At 71.3% G+C, this 4,552-nt stretch carries 1 protein-coding gene; it reads right to left on the minus strand.

Annotation, left to right across the window (positions count from 1 at the left end; genetic code table 11):
* Positions 1–4,552, minus strand: a 4,552-nt coding sequence (locus BN3001_RS00030; RefSeq protein ID WP_148362902.1) for a DUF4430 domain-containing protein, incomplete at both ends; no start/stop codon positions are given.

Genomic DNA, 4,552 nt, shown 5'->3' on the forward strand with positions numbered 1-4,552 from the left:
CCGACCCGTCGTCGCGCGGTGCGGCGCCGGCAGGCGCGGGCGACGACGGCCCGCGGTAGGCCCGCAGGTCGCAGAGGCCCGACCGCACCCCAAGGCCCAGCGCGAAGAGCGCGCCCGCGCTGTTGGCAAAGTACAGGGTCCCGTCCCTTCCCACGATGGGCGAGCCCATGCAGTAGGACGAGAGGCCCGGGCCCCACACGCTCGGGTCGAACACGCGGCGGGCGGGCGCCGTCACGTTGGGGGCGGCAAGGTCAAGGCGAGCCACGTAGAGGCCGCCCGGCAGGGCGTTGCTCGTGAAGTAGGCGTCATAGACGGCGCCCCCACGATGCACGAGGAGCGGCGCGCCCTTGACGTCGCCGGCAATGAGCTCGCCCGTCTCGAGCGCGCCCACCGTTCCGACGACGGAGAGGGTCTCGGCGTCAAGGACGCTCAGAGATCCCGTCCACGGCGAGGAGGGGCTGCCCGCGGACTGCACGCCACCACCGACGACGAGTCGCCCGGCCGCGAGGATGGGGGCTCCCGTGGCATGGTCGGCCACCTTGGCCGAGCGCAGCTCGCGCAGCGTCGGCACCCCGCCCGCACCCGTGCCCACCTCGACGACGTGGACCACGCCGTCCGTCGTGACCACGTAGGCACGGGTCCCGTCCGGCGAGAGCGCCACGTCGGCGCGACAGCCCTCCCCCAGCCTGACCGTCGCGAGCAGGCCGCCCGTCTGGGCGTCGATCGCCTGCAGGCAGCCCGCGTCGTTGGCGATGAGCAGGACGTCGCCCCGCACGCTCCCGCCGGCCCAGTAGTAGCCGGCGGCGTCCTGGCGCGAGAAGAGCTGCGCGCCGTCCGCAAGGCGCAGCTTGTAGAGGAATCCCCCCGTGCCAAAGCCGTCCGTGGTGCCCAGGTAGGCGGCGCCGCCCTGGACGAGCACGGTCGAGAGCGACTGCTGGGGCCTGCCGCCGATGGCGGGCCGCCCCGGCGTGACCCAGGCGGAGACGAGCCCCTTGGCCCCGACGGCGAAGGCCTGGAGCCTGCCGAGGGAGAGCGGCACCAGGACGAGGCCGCCCTGCTCGTCGGCGTACTGGAGGCGCGACGTGGAGTCGATGTCCCCCGCCAGGCTCACGACCCGAAAGACGCTGCCGTCCTTGGGGTTGAGGACGAACAGGCGGTCCCCGGACGCCACGATGACCTTGCCCCCCACGAGGATGGGATCGCTCAGCTCGCCGTCACTCAGCCACATGGCCAGCGACGTGCCCTTGTCAAACGCACCCTCGTGGACGGGGGCGTCCGATCTGCCGCTCCTGTCGTTGCCCAGGCGTCCCGCCCAATCGACGCTGCCGTCCAGGGGCTTCGTGTCCTGCCCCCACGGCGCGGGGTCGCTCGGCGCCGGAGGCGGCGCGGCTGCGTCGCCGTAGCTCCAACAGATCCGGTCGCCGTCCCTGAGCGTGTAATTGCCGGGAAGGTACGCGGAGAACGTGCCGTTGACGTAGAGGCGCCAGAACGACCGCGCCCCCGTCCTCTGGTCCGTCGCGTCCCCGAGCCGGGAGCTTCCGTCGGGGAGCGTCTTGCCGCCGCGCGCGATGATGGTGAGGAGGCTCGGGTCCGTGTCGTAGCCGGCAGATGCAAGGACCTCGCGCGAGGCGGAAAGTGCCGTCGTCCCCGCCTTGAAGCGCCTCGTGGTCTCGGGCAGCCAGTCGACGGCGCGCCCCCGGGCGTCCGGCCCCACGACGCGAACGCTCGCCGTGACGTCCTGGACGGGATCGTTTGGCCCGGAGCCCGTCGGGTCATCCTTGCCGCTCGTGCCCTTGACGACGAGCGTTGCGGCGACGTCCTGGCGGACGAGGCGGCGCAGCTTGGGCCCCCAGACGGGGTCGTCGCCGTAGGCCTGCGCGACGGCGACGAAGCGCTCGTCGGACAGGACGGAGCGCACGGTGACGGCCGTGTTGTAGCGGGGCTGCGGACGCCACTTGTAGGACGAGCCCTCGTTCCACGCAAGGTGGAGGGTCTCGTTGACGATGACGTCCGTGTTGTTCGAGGCAAAGGTGCGGGCCTGGTCGGCGGGGCCCATGGGGTCGTATCCCGGCAGGTCCTCAAGCACGATCCCCTCGTGCGCGCCCGCCTCCGTGTAGGTCCGCGCCCAGGCGAGCGTGCCGTCCGCCGCGCGATAGGCCTTCTGGAAGGTGGCAAGGTCGCGCGTCACGCCCCCTGCGGGCTGGCCGGACAGAAGCGCGGCGGCGTAGCCCGCCTTGGCCTGCTCCATGAGCTCGAGGGCGTCGTCGACGTCGGCGGCGGCGAGCGGGTCGACGACGAAGGTCAGGGTCTTGCTCGCCGTGGCCTCGGGGTTGGCCTTGCTGGCGATGGTGCAGGTCACGTCAACGGCCCGGGCGGCAGAGCCGGGAAGCGGGCGGGCGGGCGTCGCGGCGTATCCCACGATGCCCAGGGCGTCGTCCGAGCTCGCGTACGTGACGGAGAAGTCCCGCCCGTCCACCCCGAGGACGCGGGGCCTCGGAAGTCTCAGTCGCTCCGTGACGCCCGTGCCGTCCGCGCTCACGGCCGCGCCCGTGGTGGAGACGGTGACGTTGGCGTACGTGAAGGCCGCGTCGAGCTTGTCGGCGAGCTCCTGTCGTGCCTGCTGGATCTTGAGGGGGTCCGCCTTCACCGTGACCGTGAAGGTCTTGCTGACGGTGCCAAACGCGGCGGCGGACTCGACGTAATCGTTGAGCACGCTCGCGTTGGGCGCGAACGTCGCCGTCAACGTGACGACGCGGTCCGTCGCCTGGCGGGTCACCGTGGCGGTCAGGGGGGCCGTGGGCAGGGTGCCGGCGGCGGCCTGCGGGCGAACGACGCTCGGATCTGAGCTCTCCCATGAGATCGCCGCATAAGAGCCCCGGACGCCCGCGCCGCCGAGCTGCGGGAGCGCAAGGTCGTCCGTAACCTCGCCAAGAGAGGGGTTTGACCCCTTGATGGCGTCGTCGGCGAGCCCGTCCGCCTCCGCCTGCATCCGAGAGCGGAAGAAGTCCTGGTCCCAGCAGACCGTGACCGTATGGGGCGCCGAGACGGCCTCGGCCTGGCCTAGCGAGAGCCTGAAGGTGCAGGAGACGTTTCTGAAGTGACCCCAGCTGCCGTCAAGCTCGTCCGTCACGTAGCGAAGGGAGCCGTCCTGCGCCACATGGGCCGCGTCATCGGTGGAGGCGACCTCCACCCTGAGGCCGGCGGGGGCCAGGCTTCCCAGCCTGGACAGAACGAGGTCATTGACGTTGGTGTCATGACCAAACTGCGGTCGCAGCGCCGTGAGGCCGTTCAGGGCCTTGGCGGCCTGGTCCACGAACATCTGGTTGGGGTCCGCGAAGACCTTTATGCGCCGGGTAACGTAGAGCTCGGACGTCGAGGGCGTGAAGGGCTGGGTGACCACGGTGCCGTCAGACCCCCTCGCCGTGACCGTGTAGGGGGCGTTCGCGACGCTCAGGACGTAGCTGCCGTCGGCGGTGGGAGCGTCCGTGACCGTCTCGGTCATGCCCTCCCAGTCCTCCTCCTCATGGGTGACCACGAAGCGCGCGCCCTCGTCCAAAAGGCCGCCCGCGCCAAGTCCCACGAAGGTGACGACGTTCTCGCTGAGGGTGGCCACGACGTCGAGCGGGGCCGTCTCGGCGCCCGTCACCACATGGGTGAGGCGGGCCGCCGCATAGTGGGGCGCCGTGACGCTCGCCACGAGCGTGGTGCCCACGGCCGCCTCGTAGCTGCCGTCAGCCTGGGGCGAGAGGGGCGTCCCCCAGGAGCTGCCCCTCCTCACCTGGACGGAGGCGCCGCCCATCTCGTTGCCGGCCGCGTCCACGGCGCGAAAGCGCACCCGGGCCATCTTGAGGGGCGCGAGCGCCGGGCCGAAGGCGCCCGAGGACGTGGGCGTAAAGTGCGCGTCGACATAGGGCTCGTATCCGTCGGCGCTGACGGTGACGTGATAGGTCTTGGTCGAGTCCAAAGGGTAGCTGCCGTCTGCGGACGGGCTCACGACGGGACCCCAGGAGGTGCCCTCTCGCACCGTGACCGCGGCACCGGCGACGGCGACGCCGGTCTTGGCGTCATGGGGCGTCAGGTCCACGGCAAAGACCGCCGGGGCGCAGGCGAGCTCCAGCGAGAAGGTGAAGGTGGCGAGCGGGCTCGCCGTGCTGACGTCGGCGCCCTTCTCGTACACCGAGAGGATCAGCTCGACCGTGGACGGCGCGCCCTGGGGACGGTCATGGATCGTGAACCTCCCCTTGGTGGGGTCGGCGGTGCTGGCACTCACATAGGGGTTGTCCCGCACGGTCAGGGCCATGGTGTACGAGCCGTCCCGCACGAGCGGGCGGAAGTTGAGCGTGTTGATGACAGATCCCGAGGGGCTCTTGTATCCCACCTGGTAACTCAGGCCGCCCTCTCCCTTGACGACGGCGTCGCCCCCGTTGGAGATGATCTTGGTGCTGCCGTCAAGGTAGGTTGACCGAACGTGGTCGCGCGCGGCCCTGGCCGCCGCCTCGTCGACGCTCCCTCGCGTTGGGGGCGGCGGCACCAAGCGCAAGTACCGCAGGAT

Source organism: Olsenella massiliensis, assembly GCF_001457795.1.
GTDB classification, from domain to species: domain Bacteria; phylum Actinomycetota; class Coriobacteriia; order Coriobacteriales; family Atopobiaceae; genus Olsenella_F; species Olsenella_F massiliensis.